The sequence below is a fragment of the Chryseobacterium lacus genome, assembly GCF_003336205.1.
GTDB lineage: Bacteria > Bacteroidota > Bacteroidia > Flavobacteriales > Weeksellaceae > Chryseobacterium_A > Chryseobacterium_A lacus.
In genome coordinates, this window is record NZ_QPIE01000006.1 from 52,537 (window position 1) to 73,630 (window position 21,094).

Here is a 21,094-nt window from a genome sequence, read left to right on the forward strand (position 1 = left end):
AAAAATCATCATCAAGGGCTCAGTTTTACTGAGTCTTTTTTGTATTTTTGAAGGATGAAGCCACCAAGAATTTTCGGGCTGATCGGCCGTAATATCTCCTACTCTTTTTCCCAAAAGTATTTCAGCGATAAATTTGACCGTCTAATGCTGGAAGACACCTATCAGGTTTTTGATCTCAAAGATATTCAAGAAATAGACAAGATTTTCAGAATAGAACGACTTTCCGGGCTGAATGTCACCATTCCTTATAAAGAACAGATTCTTCCTTACTTAGATGAGCTGAGTGAAGAAGCACAACAAATTGGAGCTGTGAATGTGATCGCGATCCGAAACGGGAAGAAAACCGGATACAATACCGATGCTGTAGGATTTGAGAAAAGCCTGCTCCTTCTAAAGAAAGATTTTCACAACAGCGCATTAATCTTAGGAAACGGCGGTGCAGCAAAAGCAGTACAGTATGTTTTCAGACAAATGGATATTCCTTATGAAACAGTGAGCCGGAAAGGAAATCTAAATTTCGAAAATCTCAGTCCGGAGTTTGTTCAACAACGCCGGATTATTGTGCAGTGTACCCCTGTCGGCACGTTTCCGGCGACGGAAGATTGTGTACCTTTCCCTTTTGAGAGCCTAAGTCCACAACATTTGGTGATTGATCTCATCTACAATCCTCCGGTTACGCATTTTTTGAAAAAAGCTGGAATATCCGGCGCCACTACGCTGAACGGCCTCTATATGCTTGAACAACAGGCAGAAAAAGCTTGGCAACTCTGGAACCGTTGATGCATGCTAAAAAAAGTAAATCCCAAATGAGGTTTCAAAAAAAAATTATTATATTTATTGCCTGATTGTGGCACCATCGCCATACTCTGTATATATTGACCTTTATCTCAAAAAGATTTGCTATGATTACGGACCAGCCCAATTCCGAAAACCAAGACATGAACGCTGAAAATAAAGCGGCTCAACCGTCAACGTCTGAAAATAAGATCCAACCCAATTCTGAAAATGCTGAAAAAGAGATTTCAGCTCCGGAAGATTCTCAAATAGAAGCTGTTTATGAAGAAGGAAAAGAAACTTCCAATGAACCGAAGTCTGAAGTTTCTTCTGAAGAAGAACCTGACACTAAACAACCTGAAGAAATTCAGGACAGTTCTGAAAAAGAACAGGTTCAGCCAGCATCAGAAAATCAAGAAAACAACACTGAAAACCAAGCTGTTCAACCAATCTCTGAAGATCAAATTCAAACTTCTTCTGAAAATGCAGAAGAAGAGATTCCGGCTCATGAAGATCCGAAGCCTGAAATGGCGCCTGAAGAGCTGAAGCAAACTTCTGCTGAAGAGAACAAGCTGGAACCGAAATCTGAAGTTATTTCTGAAGAAAAACCTGTAGCTGAAGAATCTGAAGAAATTCACGAAGCTTTGGAAGACGAACATAAAGAAGACGAACTTTCCGGACTTACTCTGCCACAGATCATGGAGCGAATGGAACAGCTGATTAATCTAAATAATGCCGGAGCTTACCATAAAAAATTCCACCAACTGAAAGAACATGCTTTCAAAATCATTCATGATGAATCTGAAGAGCATAAAAATCAAGCTGCTGATACAGAACTTCCGGAAGAGCGAGTTCATTATGAACACCCTTCTCAGGCCAAACTTTCCGGATTAATTTCCATTTTCAGGGAAAAACAAGATGCTTTTCACCAACAGCAAGATGCGGAACAGGCAAAAAATCTGGAACAACGACAAAGTATCATTGAGAGGTTGAAAAATCTATATACCAATTCGGAACCGGGAGTGAATCTTTTTAAAGAAATCCGGGAAATAAAACAAGAGTGGGGAAATGCCGGACAAGTAGCTAAATCAGAATTTAAAATACTGAATAACAATTACTTTCATCATCTGAATCAGTTTTATCAGATGCTGGATATGAACAAGGAATATCTGGAACAGGAATACAGCCATAATCTTGAGAAAAGACAACATATTATTGAAAGAGCTCAAGAGTTGGAAAAAGAATCTTCCGTACAGAAAGCATTGAACGAACTGCAGTTTCTGCACAAATTGTGGAAAGAGGAAGCTGAACCTGTTGCAGAAGAATTCAGAGAAAAAACATGGGAGGTGTTTAAAGAAATTTCTAACAGGATACATGAAAGAAAGAGTGAGTTGAACGCTCAAATAGAAGCGGAGCAACAAGAGAATCTGGAGAAAAAGAACAACATTATCGAGGAAATTAAGAAACTGGCTTCACCGGAGAAGGAACCCAATCATCATTATTGGCAAACCGCCATAAAAACTATGGAAGAATTACGGGCCAACTTCCTGAAAACCGGAAATGTTCCCAGAAAAATATCCAATCAGAACTGGAATGATTTTAAAGAAACCATCCGGAACTTTAATTCCGCTAAAAATGAATTCTACAAAAATCTGAAACACAATCAGCAACACAATCTGGATGAAAAAATGAAACTCATCCAAACTGCCAAAGATAATATGCATTCTGAAGATTGGGATACTGCTGTTCCGCTGTTCAAAAAACTTCAGGATGACTGGAAAACGATCGGGCATGTTCCCAGAAGTATGGCCAATAAAGTGTGGGACGAGTTTCGCGAAGCTTGCAATGTTTTCTTCAACCAATACAGAGCAAAAAACAATGTGCAAAATGATAACTGGAAAGAGAATTTTCAGCAGAAAAAAGCACTTCTTGAAGAATTGAAAAACGTGACCGATGAAGAAGGAAGCGTAGAAAAAATAGAACAAATCAAAACTTCATGGAACAATATCGGGAAAGTACCGAGAGAAAAAATCAGCATCAACTCTGAGTTTAACAAAACCATGAGAGAAAAGATGAAGCTGAACAAAATCCATGATTATGAACTGAAAGAAGATGGATTGAGCGAAGGTCAAATTACCGATAAAGCCCGAAAAATCAAGAATCAGATTGGAGATCTGGAAGCGGAGATTGTAAAACTGGAAAACAACATTGGATTTTTTACCAATCCTTCCCGTGAAAATCCGCTTTTGAGAGATACTTACAACACAATTGATCAAAAAAAGGCTCAGTTGGAATCTATGAAACAAAGCCTTCATCAAATCATTGGAGGCGAATAAATTTACATCCTATTAAAAAAAAGTGGCGGAGCATCAAGACTTCGCCTTTTTTAATCCTATGAATCATGATGAAATCTACCTTCACCGGTGTATAGAACTTGCTGAAAAAGCAGCAGGAAACACTTTTCCGAATCCTTTGGTTGGATGTGTTATTGTGCATAACGGCGTCATTATCGGAGAAGGGTATCATCAACGGGCGGGAAGCCCTCACGCCGAAATTCATGCTATCGCGTCAGTTAAAAATCCAGAACTTTTGCGGGAATCTACGCTGTATGTTTCCCTTGAACCCTGTTCCCATTACGGAAAAACACCACCCTGCGCTGCGAAACTCGTGGAAATTGGTTTCAAAAGAGTGGTAATCGGAAGTACAGACTGTAATGAAAAAGTTTGCGGACAAGGTATAAAATTACTGAAACAAGCCGGAATTGACGTAACGACGGGAGTTCTTGAAAAAGAATGTCGGGAGTTAAACAAAAGATTTTTCACTTATCATGAGAAAAAAAGACCCTACATCCTTCTGAAATGGGCACAGTCTGCAGACGGTTTTATGGACAAAAATTTCCAGCCGGCAGCAATCTCCGCCCAAATTACCCATCAATATATGCATCAGATGCGCGCCGAGGAACATGCTATTTTAGTGGGAACCAACACTGCTCTGAACGATAATCCCAGCCTTACAGTTCGTCAGGTTTCGGGGAAAAACCCAATCAGGATTCTTATCGATTTTGATTTGAAAGTTCCTTCTGATTTTAATATTTTTAATGCTGAAGCGAAAACGTTTATTTTCAACTCTGTAAAAGAAATGCAAGAAGGTCATCTTACTTTCATTAAAACAGAAAGACAACATTTTCTGAAACATCTGATGGCCACTCTCTTTGAGGAACAGATACAATCGGTGATGGTAGAAGGTGGCAGAAACACCCTTCAACAATTTATTGACAGTTCTCTTTGGGACGAAGCCGTGGTGATTCATAATGAACACCTACATTTCAAAAAAGGAACAGTAGCTCCGGTTCTGCCCGTTGCTCCTGATGGGAAAAGCGTAATTTCTGAAAACACGATATATCATTATAAAAATCATTAATTAAAACTGAAGTATCAGTAATGTATGAATTCACCACAATTGAAACTTCTGTTGATTCCGTTCTTTTAAAAGAAAAAGGAAGTAAATTTATCGGTTATGCGTTTCCGGTTCATGATGAAAACAGCATGAAAACCTGTCTGGAAGCTGTAAAAACGGAACATCCAAAGGCTACACACCATTGTTATGCTTTTCGAATCGGACTTGAAGGTGAATTGCACAGAGCCAACGATGACGGAGAACCTGCAGGAAGCGCTGGACTTCCGATTTACAATCAGTTGTTAGCACATGCAGTTACCAATATTCTTCTGATCGTTGTCCGGTATTATGGTGGCACAAAACTCGGTGTTTCAGGATTGGTAAAAGCGTATAAAGAAACCGCAAAACTGACGTTGGAATCTTCAAAAATTATTACCCGGGAACTTGAGACAGAACTTTCTGCAAGTTTCAGTTTCAGCCAGCAACATCTTATTTTCACCCTTCTCAACAAAGCCGGAGCGCAGATTATCGAGTTTGAAAGTGAACATAACTGCCGTATCCGTGCCATGGTAAAATTGTCGCAAAAAAAAAGCATTTCAGAACAATTGTCCGAAATGCTTCATGTTTCTTTTAGTTTTGCAACTTAATCGCTGCTTCTTCCTGTAAGCAGTGAAGCAAAATAAATGAGCTGTGCAAGCGAACCTAATGCCGCAACAACGTAGGTTCTGGCAGCCCATTTCAAACTGTCCTGAGCGCCTTCATATTCAGCATTATTGGCCAGTGTCCCAGAACTTCTCAGCCAAGCCAATGCCCGGTTGCTCGCATCATATTCCACAGGTAAAGTAACGAAAGCAAAAAGAGTGGTGACCGCAAATAGGATAACCCCTGCCAGAAGTAAGGTTTTATTTCCGCTGGTGGCCATCACCAGAATACCAGCCATCAGTACGAACTGAAGAAGCCTAGAAGAAATGTTGACCGCAGGAACCATTTTGGAACGAAGTTGCAGCATGGAATATCCTACTGCATGTTGTACTGCATGTCCTGTTTCGTGAGCTGCCACTGCTGCGGCAGCTGCATTTCTCTGCATATAAACACCTTCAGATAAATTAATGGTTTTATTTTGTGGATTATAGTGGTCTGTAAGCTGTCCAGGAACAGAGATGACCTGCACATCCTGAATCCCGTTGTCTCGCAGCATTTTTTCAGCAATTTCTTTTCCGGACATTCCATTCTGCAAATGAACATTCGAGTAATGGGCGAATTTTGAACGGAGCCTGTTCTGTACGATCATACTTATGATAAAAACAGCTCCGATAATTAAGTAATAACTCATTGTGTTTGTATAAAATTTTGATTATTTTTTTCTTAACATTTTATGTAAAAACTATGCCAAATAAAGCCCATTATGACAAGTTTCAGCTATATTTGTGTATTGAAATCCAAAAGCCTGAAACATCATGTCCGAGATCTCAGTTATTGAAGTAAAATCCGCCAAAGAAATGATGGCTTTCATTACATTTCCGATGGAACTTTACAAAAATAACAAAAATTTTGTTCCGCCACTCATTGCGGAAGAGAAAGAAATTTGGAATCCCCGTCATAATCCCGCTTTACAATATTCTGAAGCGCGACTATATCTCGCCTACAGAGATCAGAAAATCGTTGGAAGAACTGCCGCAATCATTAATTTTAAAGAAAAAGAAGAACTTGGCATCGATAAAGTCCGGTTCGGATGGATCGATTTTATTGATGACCCCGAGGTTTCGCAAGTGCTGATCGAAAAAATAAAAGATTTTGCCAGGAAAAAAAACATTCCGAAAATAGAAGGCCCGATGGGATTTACCAATCTGGACAAATCAGGTGTGCTGACCAAAGGTTTCGACCGTTTGGCCACCATGATCGGCATTTACAACGCGCCCTATTATGCTGAGCATTTTGAAAAAGCAGGATTAGAAAAAGAGAAAGAATGGGTTGAATATGAGCTGGTATTTCCAGAACAACTGCCGGAAAAAATCATCAGGTTTAATGATCTCATTCTCCAAAAATATCAACTTAAAGTCCTTAAATTTAATTCAAAGAAAGAAATTCTTCCCTATGTAGAACCCATGTTCAAGCTATTGGACGAAACTTATAGACATCTCTCCAGCTATACTCCGATTACGGATGAACAAATTCACACCTACCGTGACAAATATTTTAAATTTATTGACAAGGATTACATCGTCGCCATCACAGATTCTCAGGGAAAATTAATTTCGTTCGCCATCACCATGCCTTCGTATTCAAAAGCACTTCAAAAAGCGAACGGCAGACTGTTTCCTTTTGGTTGGTGGCATCTGTTGCAAGCTGGAAAAAGAAACGACAGAGCAAATTTTTATCTTATTGGCATTCATCCCGATTATCAGAAAAGAGGGATTACTTCGGTTATTTTTAAAGAAATCTATGAGGTTTTTAAACAAAAAGGAGTGAAATATCTCGAAACGAATCCTGAGTTGGAAGAAAATAAAGCCATCCAACTTCTTTGGCAAGATTATGAGCCGATAAATCATAAAAGAAGACGAACGTATTCCCTCATACTATGAAAAAGCAACTCTATATTTATGCCGTTTTGATCGCAATTTTTATCCTTTACAACCAATTTTTTCAGGTAGAGGACGAAAAAACAAACACCATAATCAATATTTTGTTTGCCAGTTTTCTGTTTCTTTACATTGGATACCTTGCTTTTCTGGCGCTTCGGAAGATTAAAAAAACTTCCCGAAAATAATTATTTTGAATTATTATAAATTACCTAAAGCTTATTTTTATCACCTTTGATTTTTAAGGTTTAGATTCTGTTTTTAAGGTAATAATCATTAAATTTGCAGACTATGGAGTGCGGAAATGATAGAAATAAAAGATTCATCATTCCGTTCTAAACTTATACTGATGGATAAAATCAGCCATCCCGGAAAGTAAAAAAAAGATTATGAATTTACCTGAAAATTACATTCCCATTATTATACAGGCAGCTGTAGGGTTGGGTTTTGTATTACTCTCTCTTGCCGGCACTCATTTTCTGGGCCCAAAACAAAGTAAGGCCAAGAATGCTAAGAATGACACGTTTGAATGCGGAGTGGAAGTAGAAGGCAATGCAAGAACTCCTTTCTCGGTTAAATATTTCCTCACCGCTGTGCTCTTTGTATTATTCGATGTGGAAATCGTATTCTTCTATCCTTATGCGGTTAATTTCCGGGAATTTGGAATGGAAGGATTTTTAGCGGTTCTTACCTTTGTTTCTGTTTTTTTCCTCGCATTTCTTTATGTGTGGAAACGCGGCGCATTGGATTGGGATCGATAAAATTTTAATTTTTAAAAAGAAAAAACATTATGTCAGATAATAAACCAACCGTAAGAATGGATGCCACTCCACCCGATGGCTTGGAAGGAGAAGGTTTCTTTGCTACTAAATTAAGCAGTGTTATTGGTTTGGCAAGAAGCCATTCACTTTGGCCACTACCCTTTGCCACTTCATGTTGCGGTATCGAATATATGGCTTTCCTGAATCCAACTTTTGATGGTGCAAGATTCGGAATGGAAAGAAACTCTTTTTCACCGCGCCACGCCGATATGCTGATGGTATGCGGAACTATTTCCAAAAAATTAGGTCCCGTTTTGAAACAAGTTTACACTCAGATGGCAGAACCTAGATGGGTAGTTGCCGTAGGAGCGTGCGCCAGCAGCGGAGGAATTTTTGACACTTATTCTGTATTACAGGGAATTGACAAAATAATTCCTGTAGATGTATATGTACCGGGATGTCCGCCAAGGCCCGAGCAAATCATAGAAGGTGTAATGCAAGTTCAGGCACTCGCTCAGAGCGAGAGCATCAGAAGAAGAGATATGCCACAATACAAAGAACTTTTAGAATCTTACGGAATACAATAATTTCAGATTCAACAATCTTGAATTTTGAATGAATAATATGACCAACAAATTTGTTTTAGAAGCCCTCAGCAGAGAATTTCCCGAAAGCATTCTGCACAGTTCAGAACCTTATGGCATGCTGACCTTGGAAATAAAAAAAGAAGACATCAAAAAAGTGATTCATCACCTTCGCGATTCTTCTCTGGAATTTAATTTTTTGACAGATGTTACAGGTATTCATTATCCTGAACAGCCGGAAAAGGAATTAGGTGTTATTTATCATCTTCACAATATGAAAGAAAATTTCAGAATCCGACTGAAAGCTTTTGCAAAGAGAGAGGAAGCGGAATTTGAAACTCTTACCGATCTGTTTGCAGGCGCCAACTGGATGGAGCGTGAAACGTATGATTTCTTCGGAATCATCTTCAAGGGACACCCGGATCTGAGAGTTATTCTGAATATGGAAGACCTTGGGTATCATCCGATGTTGAAAGAATACCGCCTTGAAGACGGCACCAGGACTGACAAGGATGATAAAATGTTCGGAAGATAAATGCTGCACCCAAAGCCAAAATTATGAAAGACAACAAATTATCAAATATCATCAGCCAATATTCTTCCGAAGAGCATGTTGACGGACAGTTGTACACCCTGAATTTAGGACCTACGCATCCGGCAACGCACGGTATTTTTGAAAACGTCCTTACTATGGACGGCGAAAAAATCCTGCATTCGGAGCAAACTATAGGTTATATACACAGGGCGTATGAAAAAATCTGTGAGCGAAGAAATTTTGCTCAAATCACCACATTAACAGACCGTATGAACTACTGCTCAGCGCCCATCAATAACTTAGGATGGCACATGACAGTGGAAAAACTCATCGGTTGCGAAGTTCCAAAACGGGTAGATTATATGAGGGTTATCATGATGGAAATCGCCCGTATTGCAGATCACCTCGTATGCAATGGCGTAACCGCTATGGATGCGGGAGCTATCACCGGACTCACCTATCTTTTCCGCGAAAGAGAAGCTATTTATGAGTTGTATGAGCAGATCTGCGGAGCAAGAATGACCACAAATATGGGAAGAATCGGCGGTTTTGAAAGAGATTTTTCTCCAAAATTTCATGAACTTTTGCAAGCTTGGCTCAAAAAATTCCCGAAAATATGGGGCGAATTTTGTGCCTTGAATGAAAGAAACCGGATTTTTATGGATCGCTGTATCAATGTAGGAGGAATATCAGCCGAAAGAGCTTTAAGCTACGGATTTACAGGGCCAAACCTTCGGGCAACAGGCGTAGATTATGATGTACGGGTAGCCAATCCTTATTCTTCTTATCAGGATTTTGATTTTATTATTCCGGTTGGAACTTCTGGAGATACTTACGACCGTTTTATGGTGCGCCAGCAGGAAGTTTGGGAAAGCTTAAAAATCATTGAGCAAGCTTATAAAAACTTACCTGATGGAGATTTCCATGCAGATGTTCCCGAATTTTATTTGCCCGAAAAAGCCGATGTTTACAATAATATGGAAGCGCTGATTTATCACTTCAAGATTGTGATGGGTGAAACAGACGTACCGAAAGGCGAAGTTTATCACGCTGTGGAAGGAGGAAATGGCGAACTTGGATTCTATCTGGTGAGCGACGGCGGCAGATCTCCATACAGGCTGCACTTCAGAAGGCCGTGTTTTATTTACTATCAGGCTTATCCGGAAATGATCAAAGGATCCATGATTTCGGACGCTATTGTAACCATGTGTTCCATGAACGTGATTGCCGGAGAACTGGATGCATAAAGCCGAAAGTCAGAGAAAAAGAAAAAAAATTAAAAAAAAGAAAAAAATTGGACAAAAACTGTAGAGTATATTCTCTTTTGTTCTTTGTTTTTTAATCTAAATAAAGATGAGCGAAACGATTGCTTTCAAACCTGAAACTTTAGAACAGGTCAATAAAATTATCGCAAGATATCCGGAAGGAAAACAAAAATCTGCCCTTATTCCGATTCTGCATATAGCACAAGATGAATTTGGAGGCTGGCTGGATGTTCCTGTCATGGATTACGTTGCTGTAATTTTGAATATTAAGCCCATTGAAGTGTATGAAGTAGCTACTTTCTACACGATGTTCAATATGAAGCCAGTCGGAAAATATGTTCTGCAAGTATGCCGAACCGGCCCTTGTCTTACAAGAGGGAGCGAAAAAATCCTGAATCATATCCGTACTCAACTTAACATCAAAGACGGAGAAACAACTGCCGACGGCCTTTTTACGCTGAAACCTGCGGAATGTCTCGGAGCCTGCGGTTATGCACCAATGATGCAGCTGGGCAAGTTTTATCAAGAAAATTTAACGATTGAAAAAGTAGATGAAATCCTGAATCTCTGTAGACAGGGTACTTTTGCTTTGGATTAACTGAATAATAAAATGAGTAAAAAACTTTTACTTAAAGACGCTAACGTAGAGGGAATCCGTCATTTCGAGGTGTACAGAAAGCGAGGCGGTTACGAAGCTCTGGAAAAAGCGTTGAAAATGACTGCCGAAGAAATTCTGGAAGAGGTGAAAATTTCAGGCCTTCGCGGTCGTGGCGGAGCAGGTTTCCCCACCGGTTTGAAATGGAGTTTCCTTGCGAAACCCGAAGGCGTACCCAGACACCTTGTTGTGAATGCCGATGAATCAGAACCTGGAACTTTCAAGGATCGTTATTTAATGGAATTTATCCCCCATCTTTTGATTGAAGGGATGTTGATTTCATCCTTTTGCTTGGGTTCTAACACTTCCTATATCTATATCCGCGGTGAATATACATGGATTACCGACATTCTGGAAGAAGCAATAGAAGAAGCCAGAAAAGAAGGATTCTTAGGTAAAAACATTCTGGGAACCGGCTTCGACTGTGAGATTTATGTGCAGCGCGGTGCCGGAGCTTACATTTGTGGCGAGGAAACTGCCCTTCTGGAATCTTTGGAAGGAAAAAGAGGAAACCCAAGGCTGAAACCACCTTTTCCCGCAGTAAAAGGACTTTGGGAACGGCCTACCGTAGTGAACAATGTCGAATCAATTGCGGCAGTAGTTCCTATTATCAATATTACCGGCGAAGAGTATGCTAAAATCGGAGTAGGAAAATCTACAGGAACCAAACTTATTTCAGCTTGTGGAAATATCAATAAACCCGGCGTTTATGAAATAGACATGACCATTACTGTAGAAGAATTCATTTATTCAGACGAATACTGCGGCGGAATTCCTAATGGTAAAAGACTGAAAGCCTGCATTCCGGGGGGTTCTTCCGTTCCTATCCTTCCCGCCAATTTATTGTTGAAAACCATCAACGGCGAACCCAGATACATGAACTACGAATCCTTGGCAGATGGCGGTTTTGCTACAGGAACCATGATGGGATCCGGCGGTTTTGAAGTGCTGGATGAAGACCAGTGCATTGTGGAACACACCATGACTTTAGCAAGATTTTATGCCCACGAAAGTTGCGGCCAGTGTACACCGTGCCGCGAAGGAACACCATGGATGTATAGAATTCTGAAAAAAATAGAAAAAGGAGAAGGAACCTTGGAAGATATTGATTTGCTTTGGGACATACAAAGAAAAATTGAAGGAAACACCATCTGTCCTCTGGGTGATGCCGCAGCGTGGCCCGTAGCAGCAGCTATCAGACATTTCAGAGATGAATTTGAATGGCACGTGAAAAATCCGGAACTCTCCCAAACACAAAATTACGGTTTGGCCAATTACGCTGATCCAATTCCTGCTCCGGCAGCCAATTAATTAAATACAGAAAGCATTTGCTTGATTGAAATATGAGCGAAGAAGTTAAAAAATTTAAAATCACCATCGACGGTCAGGAAACCGAAGTTGCACCAGGAACTACCATTCTGGAAGCTGCAAGACAAATCGGAGGAAAATCTGTACCGCCTGCAATGTGCTATTATAAGCCGCTGGAAACCAGTGGCGGACGATGCAGAACCTGTCTGGTAGAAGTATCCAAAGGTTCGGAAGCGGATCCAAGGCCAATGCCAAAACTGGTCGCCAGTTGCAGAACCGGAGTAATGGACGGAATGGAAGTGAAAAACCTGAATTCCGAAAAAACCCAGGAAGCAAGACACGCCGTGACGGAATTCCTTCTCATCAACCACCCTTTGGATTGTCCTGTCTGCGACCAGGCAGGAGAATGCCATCTTCAAGATTTAGGGTATGAACACGGCCTTGAACGTACAAGAACCGAATTTGAAAGGAGAACTTTCGAACCGGAAGATATTGGTCCTTACATCAAACTTCACATGAACAGATGTATCCTGTGTGCAAGATGCGTTCTTCTGGCGAATCAACTGACTGAAGAACGGGAACACGGAATTCTTTTCAGAGGTGAACAGGCAGAGATTTCAACGTATCTAAATAAAGCCCTGGACAATGATTTCATCGGAAACGTGATCGATGTTTGCCCTGTAGGCGCATTAACCGATAGAACTTCAAGATTTGCCAGCCGCGTTTGGTTTACAAAACCTATGAACGCCAGCTGCGAATGCGATAAATGTTCAGGAAAAGTGGTTCTTTGGATGAAAGGAGATGAGGTTATTCGCGTAACCACAAGGCAAGACCAATACGCAGAATCTGAAGAATGGATCTGCAACTCTTGCCGTTGGGATAAAAAAGATACCAAGTTCTGGAATATCGAAGGACCAAGACATATCGACAGGCATTCGGTAATTTCACTGAACCACTATCAAAAACCAGTGGATGAACCTGTTCTATTGGACAATCCATTTGCGAAACAACTCAGCAATAAAGACGAACATCAAGCGGAAGAACAAAAATAATTTGGAAAATGTGGCAATTTGAAAATTTAAATAAGAGTGCATCTCCATCATCAATTTTCGAATTTCAAATAAAAATTTTATGGATTTAATTACTTTTAAAATCATATTGGTTGTTACGCTTTTTGCGGTATCGCTGGGTATTGCAGCCTACTCTACTTGGGGTGAAAGAAAAGTTGCAGCGGCTTTACAGGACAGAATCGGGCCCAACAGAGCCGGGCCTTTTGGGCTTCTGCAACCTTTAGCCGACGGTGGGAAATTATTTTTCAAAGAAGGATTTATCCCTACGGGTGCAGATCGATTTCTGTTTATACTGGGACCTTCCATCACTATGTTTATCGCACTTATTACAGGTGCTGTTATTCCGTGGGGACAATCAATAAACATTGGTGGCGATTCTTTCAGTTTGCAAGTGGCTAATATTGATGTGGGCGTGCTTTTCCTGATTGGAATGGTTTCGATAGGAGTTTACGGAATGATGATTGGAGGCTGGGCTTCCAATAATAAATATTCATTAATTGGTGCTATTCGTGCGTCTTCGCAAATGATTTCATACGAATTGGCGATGGGACTTTCCCTGCTCTCCATCATTATGATGAGCAGCAGCCTGAACCTGAACACTATTGTTGCTGATCAGGGAAGTGGAAAACTTTGGGGACTTTTTGAAGTGGATGGTTTCAATTGGAACATTCTTTATCAACCCTTGGCATTCATCATCTTTTTTGTTGCTGCGATGGCAGAAACCAACCGTCATCCTTTTGATTTGCCGGAATGTGAATCGGAACTCGTCAACGGTTATATGACAGAATATTCTTCCATGAATTTCGGAATGTATATGTTCGGGGAATATGTGAATATGTTCATTTCCAATGCTTTAATTGTGGTCTTATTCTTCGGTGGTTTTAATTATCCGGGAATTGGCTGGGTAACAGATAATTGGGGAGAAAATATTGCCAGTGTACTCAGTATTTTTGCCATGTTAGGAAAAACGATCATTGGTATTTTAATTTTCATGTGGATCAGATGGACGATCCCGAGATTCCGATATGACCAACTGATGCATTTGGGTTGGAAAACCTTAATTCCATTGGCATTACTGAACCTTGTGGTTACCGGTGCCGTGATTTTATTATTCGGAGCCTAAAAAATTTAATTGTTGAAAGCAGCGTGCTATGGCACAAAGCAAAAAATATAGTCAATGAAACTTACAAACAGGTCAAAAGTTGTCTCTAATAAAGAAATGACCTTTATGGAAAAGCTTTACCTTCCGGAAATTCTGAAAGGTATGGCCATCACTTTAAGACATGCGCTTGAAGGACCAAAAGGAAAAGTGTTTTCGTATCCGGAAGTTGAAAAACCCCGGGCTAAAGTATGGCGCGGACTCCACGTTCTGAAAAGAGACGAGGAAGGCAGAGAACGCTGTACCTCATGCGGATTGTGCGCGGTTGCATGCCCTGCAGAAGCCATAACCATGATTTCTGCTGAAAGAACTAAGGACGAAAAACATCTTTACAGAGAAGAAAAATACGCTTCGGTTTACGAAATTAATATGCTTCGCTGCATTTTCTGCGGCATGTGTGAAGAAGCCTGCCCGAAATCCGCCATTTATCTGACAGACAGACTAGTAGATGTGGAAACCAACCGCGGTTCTTTCATTTACGGAAAAGACAAGCTGGTAGAAGATGTCAACAATCGTATTGATATCACCGATCGCCAAAGTGAATTACAAAAAAAGGCAGTTAAATAATGGAACAGATTTTATTTTTCCTGATCGCATTTATAGCCATCGCAAGTGCTACTTATTTCGTATTTGCCCGAAGCCCGATTTACTCTATTCTCGCCCTGATTGTTACCATGTTTTCCATCGCGGCCATGTATATTCTTTTGAATGCGCAATTTCTGGGAATTGTACAGATCATCGTGTATGCGGGAGCTATCATGGTTCTTTTCCTCTATTTATTGATGATGTTGAATCTGAATAAAGCGGACGAAAGTAAGAAACAAAACACTCTGAAATTCATCGGAGTTTTCAGTGCGGGTATTTTATTTATTGGAATTCTCGGTGCCTATCGTGGTTTGCAACAGGATATTTTTGCGGAAGAAGGTATTGATCATTCTGTGGGGTTAACAAAAAATTTAGGCCGGCTTCTATTCAACGAATATGTACTGCCTTTCGAACTGGCTTCTATTCTTATTCTTGCAGGTATTGTGGGAGCGGTATTAATTGGTAAAAGAGATTTATAAAATTATGGGAGAAGTAAATACATTTATACAAAGTGTCCCGCTGAATTATTTTATAATTCTGTCGACAGTATTATTCTGTCTGGGTGTTTTGGGCGTTCTTTTAAGGAAAAATGCCATCATTATTCTGGGTTGTGTAGAACTGATGCTAAATTCTGTAAACCTTCTTTTGGCAGCATTTTCAAGCTACAATGGCGATGGACACGGACAAATTCTGGTGTTTTTCATCATGGTAGTAGCGGCGGCCGAAGTAGCTGTTGGGCTGGCCATCATTGCGATGCTCTACCGGAATACGCGATCAGTGGATGTTGGAATTTTTAACAAATTAAGAGGATAAGATGATGGAGAATTTAATTTTTGCTATTCTATTGTTGCCGTTAGCCGGATTTATAATTAACGGGCTTTTCGGAAAACAACTTCCCAAAAATGTGGTTGGTGGTATCGCTACGTTGGTGGTTTTTATTTCCTTCTGTATTGCCGGTTATATTTTCCTGAATTTTGATAAAGACTCTCAACCTGTTATTGTCCGTGCTTTTGAATGGTTTCGGATCAACGGTGTTCAGGTGAATTTCAGTTTTCAGATCGATCAGCTTTCATTGATGATGGTGATGATCATTACCGGGATTGGCTCCCTGATTCACCTTTATTCTATAGGATATATGCACAATGACAGTGGTTTCCACCGTTTTTTTGCCTACCTGAATCTTTTTATTTTCATGATGCTGCTGCTGGTGATGGGAAGCAACTATGTGATCCTTTTTATCGGTTGGGAAGGTGTCGGGCTGTGTTCTTACCTTCTGATAGGATTTTGGTATAAAAATGCAGAATACGGAAAAGCGGCGAGAAAAGCATTTATCATGAACCGTATTGGAGATTTAGGGCTTCTGATGGGAATTTTCATGATCGCCTTTCATACCAATGCCTTGGATTTTCTTTCTGTGGCGCAAAATGCTTCAAAATTTGAACTGAACGGTACCATCATTATTTTTATTTGTGCTTCTTTATTTATTGGCGCAGTAGGGAAATCTGCGCAGATTCCCCTGTTCACCTGGCTTCCTGATGCGATGGCCGGCCCTACTCCTGTATCCGCATTGATACACGCTGCAACGATGGTAACAGCCGGAATTTATTTGGTTGTTCGATCCAACTTCCTTTATGTTCTGGCACCTACTGTAATGGACGGAATCCTATTTACCGGACTTCTGACCGCACTGATAGCCGCGTTTTTTGCATTAAGACAAAATGATATTAAAAAAGTATTAGCTTATTCTACCGTTTCGCAGCTTGGTTTTATGGTAGTAGCTCTGGGCGCAGGTGCTTATACCGCAGCCATGTTTCATCTGATGACGCATGCGTTTTTCAAAGCGTTATTGTTCCTAGGATCAGGTTCTGTAATTCATGCGATGGGCGGCGAGCAGGATATGCGTTTCATGGGCGGACTGAAAGACAAAATAAAAATAACTCATATCACTTTTCTCATCGGAACCTTTGCCATTGCCGGAATGCCTTTATTCTCGGGAATGATTTCCAAAGATGAAATTCTTGTGGCTGCATGGGCGAAAAATCCGATATTTTGGGTGATTTTATTCTTGATAGCTGCATTGACGGCGGCGTATATGTTCAGGATGTATTACCTCACTTTTCACGGATCTTTCCGGGGATCTGAAGCGCAGGCAAAACATATACACGAAAGCCCTTTGAACATGACAGTTCCTTTGGCAATACTCGCAGTTTTGTCTGTGGTTGGAGGATTAATTAATCTTCCTCATATTATTGCTCACGGAGATTATTCCCGTTTGCAACATTGGCTGTCGCCCATTCTTACAGAAAGTGCGAAAAGCCAGATGGAAGCCAATCTGAAAGGAATTTCCATCACCACCGAATATTTTCTGATAGGAATTACTGTTTTGATGTTCTTTGCGGTCTGGATGTTTATTAAAAACAGATATGTTAACAAAGGAAAACTTCCTGTGGACGAGAATGCTTATACCGGTTGGGAAAGGCTTTCTGCAAAGAAACTTTATATTGATGAACTCTATCACGCCATCATTGTACGAACTGTGGAAGGTTTTGGCCGGGCAGGTAAAATGTTTGATAATAATGTGCTGGACCGTGTGGTGCATTTTATTGGGGACGGGGCTGAAGAAAGTGGGAAATCCATGAAGAAAATTCAAAACGGAAATGTGGAAAATTATGTTCTGATCATGACTTTAGCGATCGGATTCATATTGATTGTTAACTTTATATTACAATAATAATGTCGTATCATTTATTAGCATTATTACTTATACCTCTTGTAGGTTCGGGATTGCTGTTTGCCTGGAAGGGCAAAACCGGTAAATATGTTGCTCTGGTCATCGCACTTTTGCAAATGCTGGTTACTTTTTTAATTCTCAACGGATTTGACAGTAAACTGACTGTGGACAGTGTTCTGCAGCATGAGATCAATTATCCGTGGTCACAGTTTATAAAAAGTACACTGCATTTCGGTGTTGACGGGATGAGCATGTTGTTGCTGCTGCTTACCAATATCCTGATGCCGCTCATTATTTATTCTTCTTTTAATGAAAATGTAAATTACAGAAATTCCTTCTACGCACTTATTTTGCTGATGCAGTTTGGGCTTGTTGGGGTATTCACCGCATTAGACGGACTACTTTTTTACGTTTTTTGGGAAGTTACATTGATTCCAATCTGGCTGATTGCCGGACTTTGGGGACAGGAAAACAAACGCATCCAGTTCACAACCAAGTTTTTTGTTTATACTTTCGTAGGATCTCTGTTCATGTTGGGTGCTTTCATTTATGTGTATCTGTACGCACCTTCTTTCGGGGTTACCGATATGTATAATGCCGAACTGAACATTAATCAACAGACGGTAGTTTTCTGGTTTATTTTCTTTGCATTTGCAGTGAAGTTGCCTGTATTTCCGTTTCATACTTGGCAACCGGACACGTATACCTATTCTCCAACGCAGGCTACGATGATCCTTTCCGGTATTATGCTAAAGATGGCGATATATGGAATTTTCCGGTATCTGCTGCCTGTAGCTCCGGATGCGATTGCAGGAATTTCCGGTTCTATTGTTATCATGTTGGCCATTATTGGAATTCTTCATGGTGCATTAATCGCTTTGATTCAAAATGATATTAAAAGAATTTTTACCTATTCTTCGTTTTCACACGTAGGTTTGATGGTAGCCGGAATCTTCGCCACGGCAATGCTGGTGATGAACGGAACTTTCACCATTGAAGGTGGCGAAGGCGCTTTGGTTCAGGCTTTTGCGCACGGATTTAATATTGTAGGGCTTTTCTTCTGTGCCGATATTCTTTATAAAAGATTCAAAACAAGAGATATTCGTCAAATGGGAGGTTTGGCGCGTGTTGCACCAAAATTTGCTGTGCTTTTCATGGTCGTACTTTTGGGTTCTGTAGGATTGCCATTAACTAATGGATTTATCGGAGAATTTATCCTTTTAAAATCAATTTTTGATTTCAATATACTGGCTGCGATTATTGCAGGAATTACCATTATTCTTGCTGCTGCTTATCTTTTCAGAGCTTATGGATATTCAATGTTTACAACAGGGGAAGAAGAAGTTCTCGCTTCTGCAAAAGATCTGAGTGGTCCGGAATTTACGGTAATGCTGAGTATCGCATTCGTGGTGATCTTTTTTGGGGTTTTCCCTCAGCCGGTTATAGATCTGGTCAGTGGTTCGTTAAAGTTTATCTACCAATCAATGGTAAGTTAATATAAAAAAAATGAGTGTTTTAATTATTATATTCCTCACTGCGGTAGCTTCGTTATTTTCCGGTGTATTTAATCAGGGAAAATATGCCCGGTATATTGGGATCGCAGGTTTGCTGGCTGCTTTGTATGTAAGTTATCTTCCGGAAGCCGAATTTTTCAGTCAGTATCGCGAAATGTTTGAATTCGGCTCTAATGCGGCATTGTTCACAAAAATATCTATCGTTACGACACTGCTTCTCTTTTTCTTGGGAGGATTTGCTTTCAGTAATCACAGAAGCCATCAATCCGAATTGTACGCACTGATGCTGTTTGCTTTATGTGGTGGAATCGTTTTGTTCGGGTATCAAAATCTTGTAACATTATTTTTGGGAATTGAAATTCTGTCCATACCTTTATATGTAATGGCGGGTGCGCAGAAAACCGATCTCCGCTCCAATGAAGCCTCTCTTAAGTATTTTCTGATTGGATGTTTCGCTACAGGTTTTCTTCTTTTCGGGATTACGTTAATCTACGGAAGCACCGGAAGCTTTGATCTTTACGAAATTCATTCTTTTGCGGTGGAATTTCCTGATAATTTTATGTTGATTATGGGAATGATCATGATGATTGGAGCCATGGCTTTCAAAGTGGCTTTAGCACCGTTTCACATGTGGGCTCCCGATGTGTATCAGGGCTCGCCGTCGCTTATCACTGCTTTTATGATGAGTGTCGTAAAAATTTCAGGGTTTTACGCCTTCTTCAGATTAATGACCATCGGATTTATCGGAGTCTATGATGAGTGGTTCAATATTTTAGGCGTATTGATCATCATAACTCTTTTCATCGCAAATACGATGGGTCTTGCCCAAGGAAATGCCAAAAGAATGCTGGCTTATTCTTCAGTTTCACACGCCGGATACGTCGGACTTATTTTTTATGGACTTAATAATCTTTCTACCTATCATCTGGCTTATTATCTTTTTGCCTATGCATTGGCAACTGTGGGAGTAATGATGACTCTGATTTGGGTAGAAAAACTCAAAAGAGAAACTTCTTTCAGTGCTTTCAAAGGTTTGGCATATTCGGAGCCGTTGCTGGCTGTTGTAGGTGCAATTTCAATGTTGTCGATGGCAGGTATTCCTTTGACGGCAGGTTTTATCGGGAAGTTCGCGCTCTTTGCACAAGCGATGAACGGTGCTTTGTTTCTTGTATTAGTGGCTATTTTGGGTTCTGCTATTTCCATTGCGTATTATTTGAGACTCATCATTGCTATGTTTTTTCACAAAGAAAGCAGTTTCAAAACTTCAGAAAAAGTAACCCTCACATACAATATTCTGGCAGTATTCATCATTGTTGCGATTATCGTATTGGGAGTTTATCCGGATTTGTTCGCAATGCAATTTGCAACCTAAAACGATTTTCATAAAAATAAACAACCCTTTCAGTTCTCAGGAAGGGTTTTTCGTTTTTAATTTTTTTGAGTAAATGACAAACCGTTTCTTTAGACTCATTCTATATTAATCAAATGATTAATTATTTTGTTTAAATCAAAAAATTAATATTACTTTTGCTTTATTAAATTAGAAATGAAATGGAGAATCAAGAAATTTCAACCGAAGACAAAATCCTGATTGCAGCATCAAAAGTCTTTACAGAAAAAGGATTTGCCGGAACACGAACCAGGGATATCGCCGATGAAGCGGGAATCAACCTTGCACTACTCAACTATTATTTCCGAAGCAAAGAAAAACTTTTTGAACAAGTGATGAAGGTAAAAGTGGTTTTACTTTTCGGGCAAATCATTCCTATTGTTACCAATCAGAAAACTTCGCTGGATGAAAAAATAGCATTGGCAACCGAAAAATATTTTGACATTCTTTCCAAAAACCCGAATCTTCCCTTATTTATCATCAGCGAGATCCAAAAGAAAAATTCGGACATCACTTCCTATTTGCCGATTGACAGAGTCGTGAAAGATACTCTTATCATCCGTCAGATTCAGGAGAGAAATCCGAGTATCAATCCGTTTCACTTCTTTTTGAATTATCTGAGTATGACAGTTTTTCCTTTTGTCGCAAGGCCTGTTTTGAACGGATTTAACGTCATGAACGAAGATGAATTCAAAATCTTCATCAACGAACGCAGAACACTGGTTCCGGTTTGGATCAAAGCTATGCTCGACAATTAATTGCACTTTTTTCGTTCAAGATAACGCTAA

Annotated in this window: 21 protein-coding genes; 20 read left to right on the forward strand and 1 reads right to left on the reverse strand. The window is 40.0% G+C overall.

From position 1 onward, the window contains the following. The first annotated feature begins 54 nt into the window (after positions 1–54). The 4 genes from DQ356_RS08735 to DQ356_RS08750 all read left to right on the forward strand — a co-directional run bounded on the left by DQ356_RS08735 (position 55) and on the right by DQ356_RS08750 (position 4,817). On the forward strand, positions 55–780 hold the full coding sequence (locus tag DQ356_RS08735) for a shikimate dehydrogenase family protein (RefSeq protein ID WP_114304113.1): 726 nt from the start codon (positions 55–57) through the stop codon (positions 778–780). Between the two features lie 521 nt (positions 781–1,301). Beyond that, on the forward strand, positions 1,302–3,110 hold the full coding sequence (locus tag DQ356_RS08740; protein WP_114304266.1) for a DUF349 domain-containing protein: 1,809 nt from the start codon (positions 1,302–1,304) through the stop codon (positions 3,108–3,110). A gap of 58 nt (positions 3,111–3,168) precedes the next feature. After that, positions 3,169–4,194 carry a bifunctional diaminohydroxyphosphoribosylaminopyrimidine deaminase/5-amino-6-(5-phosphoribosylamino)uracil reductase RibD gene (gene ribD / locus DQ356_RS08745; RefSeq protein WP_114304267.1) on the forward strand — a complete coding sequence of 342 codons (1,026 nt, stop codon included), beginning with the start codon at positions 3,169–3,171 and terminating at the stop codon, positions 4,192–4,194. A 20-nt stretch (positions 4,195–4,214) separates the two neighbouring features. Then, on the forward strand, positions 4,215–4,817 hold the full coding sequence (locus DQ356_RS08750) for an IMPACT family protein (protein ID WP_114304114.1): 603 nt from the start codon (positions 4,215–4,217) through the stop codon (positions 4,815–4,817). Here the strand turns inward: DQ356_RS08750 and DQ356_RS08755 are convergent. Continuing rightward, positions 4,814–5,503, reverse strand: coding sequence for a zinc metallopeptidase (locus tag DQ356_RS08755; protein ID WP_114304115.1), 690 nt, complete (start codon positions 5,501–5,503; stop codon positions 4,814–4,816). The two genes, DQ356_RS08750 and DQ356_RS08755, sit on opposite strands and share 4 nt — an antisense overlap. A gap of 124 nt (positions 5,504–5,627) precedes the next feature. On the opposite strand from DQ356_RS08755, the gene DQ356_RS08760 reads away from it, so the two are divergent. From DQ356_RS08760 to DQ356_RS08840, 16 genes are all read left to right on the forward strand, one after another. Beyond that, a complete protein-coding gene (locus tag DQ356_RS08760) occupies positions 5,628–6,752 on the forward strand; it encodes a GNAT family N-acetyltransferase (protein ID WP_114304116.1) in 1,125 nt (374 codons plus the stop codon). 386 nt (positions 6,753–7,138) lie between these two features. Further along, the gene (locus tag DQ356_RS08770; RefSeq protein WP_114304118.1) at positions 7,139–7,510 is read left to right on the forward strand and encodes an NADH-quinone oxidoreductase subunit A; all 372 of its coding nucleotides are present in this window, start codon (positions 7,139–7,141) and stop codon (positions 7,508–7,510) included. 29 nt (positions 7,511–7,539) lie between these two features. Then, the gene (locus tag DQ356_RS08775; protein ID WP_114304119.1) at positions 7,540–8,097 is read left to right on the forward strand and encodes an NADH-quinone oxidoreductase subunit B; all 558 of its coding nucleotides are present in this window, start codon (positions 7,540–7,542) and stop codon (positions 8,095–8,097) included. 37 nt (positions 8,098–8,134) lie between these two features. Next, the gene (locus DQ356_RS08780) at positions 8,135–8,629 is read left to right on the forward strand and encodes an NADH-quinone oxidoreductase subunit C (protein ID WP_114304120.1); all 495 of its coding nucleotides are present in this window, start codon (positions 8,135–8,137) and stop codon (positions 8,627–8,629) included. 23 nt (positions 8,630–8,652) lie between these two features. Further along, complete coding sequence (locus DQ356_RS08785) at positions 8,653–9,876, forward strand: NADH-quinone oxidoreductase subunit D (RefSeq protein ID WP_114304121.1); 1,224 nt, start codon at positions 8,653–8,655, stop codon at positions 9,874–9,876. A 106-nt stretch (positions 9,877–9,982) separates the two neighbouring features. Further along, positions 9,983–10,492, forward strand: coding sequence for an NADH-quinone oxidoreductase subunit NuoE family protein (locus DQ356_RS08790; RefSeq protein ID WP_114304122.1), 510 nt, complete (start codon positions 9,983–9,985; stop codon positions 10,490–10,492). A 12-nt stretch (positions 10,493–10,504) separates the two neighbouring features. Then, positions 10,505–11,860 (forward strand): NADH-quinone oxidoreductase subunit NuoF, encoded by a 1,356-nt coding sequence (nuoF, locus tag DQ356_RS08795; RefSeq protein WP_114304123.1) that lies wholly within the window; start codon positions 10,505–10,507, stop codon positions 11,858–11,860. A gap of 32 nt (positions 11,861–11,892) precedes the next feature. Next, positions 11,893–12,909, forward strand: a complete 1,017-nt coding sequence (locus DQ356_RS08800) for a 2Fe-2S iron-sulfur cluster-binding protein (RefSeq protein ID WP_114304124.1) — start codon at positions 11,893–11,895, stop codon at positions 12,907–12,909. Positions 12,910–12,988: 79 nt separating this feature from the next. Further along, positions 12,989–14,050, forward strand: a complete 1,062-nt coding sequence (gene nuoH, locus DQ356_RS08805; protein WP_114304125.1) for an NADH-quinone oxidoreductase subunit NuoH — start codon at positions 12,989–12,991, stop codon at positions 14,048–14,050. Positions 14,051–14,104: 54 nt separating this feature from the next. After that, positions 14,105–14,653 (forward strand): NuoI/complex I 23 kDa subunit family protein, encoded by a 549-nt coding sequence (locus DQ356_RS08810; protein WP_114304126.1) that lies wholly within the window; start codon positions 14,105–14,107, stop codon positions 14,651–14,653. Further along, positions 14,653–15,150, forward strand: coding sequence for an NADH-quinone oxidoreductase subunit J family protein (locus DQ356_RS08815; RefSeq protein ID WP_114304127.1), 498 nt, complete (start codon positions 14,653–14,655; stop codon positions 15,148–15,150). Before DQ356_RS08810 ends, DQ356_RS08815 begins: the two co-directional genes overlap by 1 nt. Before the next feature lie 4 nt (positions 15,151–15,154). Next, positions 15,155–15,484 (forward strand): NADH-quinone oxidoreductase subunit NuoK, encoded by a 330-nt coding sequence (gene nuoK, locus DQ356_RS08820; RefSeq protein WP_114304268.1) that lies wholly within the window; start codon positions 15,155–15,157, stop codon positions 15,482–15,484. A gap of 4 nt (positions 15,485–15,488) precedes the next feature. Next, positions 15,489–17,402, forward strand: coding sequence for an NADH-quinone oxidoreductase subunit L (gene nuoL, locus DQ356_RS08825; RefSeq protein WP_114304269.1), 1,914 nt, complete (start codon positions 15,489–15,491; stop codon positions 17,400–17,402). Between the two features lie 2 nt (positions 17,403–17,404). Then, the gene (locus tag DQ356_RS08830; protein WP_114304128.1) at positions 17,405–18,898 is read left to right on the forward strand and encodes a complex I subunit 4 family protein; all 1,494 of its coding nucleotides are present in this window, start codon (positions 17,405–17,407) and stop codon (positions 18,896–18,898) included. A 10-nt stretch (positions 18,899–18,908) separates the two neighbouring features. Further along, positions 18,909–20,288, forward strand: coding sequence for an NADH-quinone oxidoreductase subunit N (locus DQ356_RS08835; RefSeq protein ID WP_114304129.1), 1,380 nt, complete (start codon positions 18,909–18,911; stop codon positions 20,286–20,288). Positions 20,289–20,467: 179 nt separating this feature from the next. Then, positions 20,468–21,064, forward strand: a complete 597-nt coding sequence (locus tag DQ356_RS08840) for a TetR/AcrR family transcriptional regulator (protein WP_114304130.1) — start codon at positions 20,468–20,470, stop codon at positions 21,062–21,064. The last annotated feature ends 30 nt before the right edge of the window (positions 21,065–21,094 follow it).

What these genes read in the sequence shown, in the direction of transcription:
- DQ356_RS08735 (WP_114304113.1), top strand. Translation starts at nt 55, where the DNA reads ATGAAGCCACCAAGAATTTTCGGGCTGATCGGCCGTAATATCTCCTAC.
- DQ356_RS08740 (WP_114304266.1), top strand. Translation starts at nt 1,302, where the DNA reads ATGGCGCCTGAAGAGCTGAAGCAAACTTCTGCTGAAGAGAACAAGCTG.
- ribD (WP_114304267.1), top strand. Translation starts at nt 3,169, where the DNA reads ATGAATCATGATGAAATCTACCTTCACCGGTGTATAGAACTTGCTGAA.
- DQ356_RS08750 (WP_114304114.1), top strand. Translation starts at nt 4,215, where the DNA reads ATGTATGAATTCACCACAATTGAAACTTCTGTTGATTCCGTTCTTTTA.
- DQ356_RS08755 (WP_114304115.1), bottom strand. Translation starts at nt 5,503, where the DNA reads ATGAGTTATTACTTAATTATCGGAGCTGTTTTTATCATAAGTATGATC.
- DQ356_RS08760 (WP_114304116.1), top strand. Translation starts at nt 5,628, where the DNA reads ATGTCCGAGATCTCAGTTATTGAAGTAAAATCCGCCAAAGAAATGATG.
- DQ356_RS08770 (WP_114304118.1), top strand. Translation starts at nt 7,139, where the DNA reads ATGAATTTACCTGAAAATTACATTCCCATTATTATACAGGCAGCTGTA.
- DQ356_RS08775 (WP_114304119.1), top strand. Translation starts at nt 7,540, where the DNA reads ATGTCAGATAATAAACCAACCGTAAGAATGGATGCCACTCCACCCGAT.
- DQ356_RS08780 (WP_114304120.1), top strand. Translation starts at nt 8,135, where the DNA reads ATGACCAACAAATTTGTTTTAGAAGCCCTCAGCAGAGAATTTCCCGAA.
- DQ356_RS08785 (WP_114304121.1), top strand. Translation starts at nt 8,653, where the DNA reads ATGAAAGACAACAAATTATCAAATATCATCAGCCAATATTCTTCCGAA.
- DQ356_RS08790 (WP_114304122.1), top strand. Translation starts at nt 9,983, where the DNA reads ATGAGCGAAACGATTGCTTTCAAACCTGAAACTTTAGAACAGGTCAAT.
- nuoF (WP_114304123.1), top strand. Translation starts at nt 10,505, where the DNA reads ATGAGTAAAAAACTTTTACTTAAAGACGCTAACGTAGAGGGAATCCGT.
- DQ356_RS08800 (WP_114304124.1), top strand. Translation starts at nt 11,893, where the DNA reads ATGAGCGAAGAAGTTAAAAAATTTAAAATCACCATCGACGGTCAGGAA.
- nuoH (WP_114304125.1), top strand. Translation starts at nt 12,989, where the DNA reads ATGGATTTAATTACTTTTAAAATCATATTGGTTGTTACGCTTTTTGCG.
- DQ356_RS08810 (WP_114304126.1), top strand. Translation starts at nt 14,105, where the DNA reads ATGAAACTTACAAACAGGTCAAAAGTTGTCTCTAATAAAGAAATGACC.
- DQ356_RS08815 (WP_114304127.1), top strand. Translation starts at nt 14,653, where the DNA reads ATGGAACAGATTTTATTTTTCCTGATCGCATTTATAGCCATCGCAAGT.
- nuoK (WP_114304268.1), top strand. Translation starts at nt 15,155, where the DNA reads ATGGGAGAAGTAAATACATTTATACAAAGTGTCCCGCTGAATTATTTT.
- nuoL (WP_114304269.1), top strand. Translation starts at nt 15,489, where the DNA reads ATGGAGAATTTAATTTTTGCTATTCTATTGTTGCCGTTAGCCGGATTT.
- DQ356_RS08830 (WP_114304128.1), top strand. Translation starts at nt 17,405, where the DNA reads ATGTCGTATCATTTATTAGCATTATTACTTATACCTCTTGTAGGTTCG.
- DQ356_RS08835 (WP_114304129.1), top strand. Translation starts at nt 18,909, where the DNA reads ATGAGTGTTTTAATTATTATATTCCTCACTGCGGTAGCTTCGTTATTT.
- DQ356_RS08840 (WP_114304130.1), top strand. Translation starts at nt 20,468, where the DNA reads ATGGAGAATCAAGAAATTTCAACCGAAGACAAAATCCTGATTGCAGCA.